The following is a 252-nucleotide window of genomic DNA, read 5'->3' on the forward strand; positions in this document are numbered from 1 at the left end:
GAGCACACGGAGGATGCCTAGGCGCTAGGAGCCGATGAAGGACGTGGCGAACAACGAAACTGCCTCGGGGAGCTGTAAGCAAGCTTTGATCCGGGGATGTCCGAATGGGGAAACCCAGCTGGGGTAATTTCCAGTTACTCACAACTGAATACATAGGTTGTGTAGAGGCATACCAGGGGAACTGAAACATCTAAGTACCTTGAGGAAGAGAAAACAATAGTGATTCCGTCAGTAGCGGCGAGCGAACGCGGA

1 rRNA gene is annotated in these 252 nt (G+C 52.4%); it reads left to right on the forward strand.

The features are described from left to right. A 23S ribosomal RNA gene (locus HP552_RS36020) occupies positions 1-252 on the forward strand; the annotation flags it as partial.

The organism is Paenibacillus xylanilyticus (assembly GCF_013359935.1).
In the GTDB taxonomy this organism is placed as follows: Bacteria; Bacillota; Bacilli; order Paenibacillales; family Paenibacillaceae; genus Paenibacillus; species Paenibacillus xylanilyticus.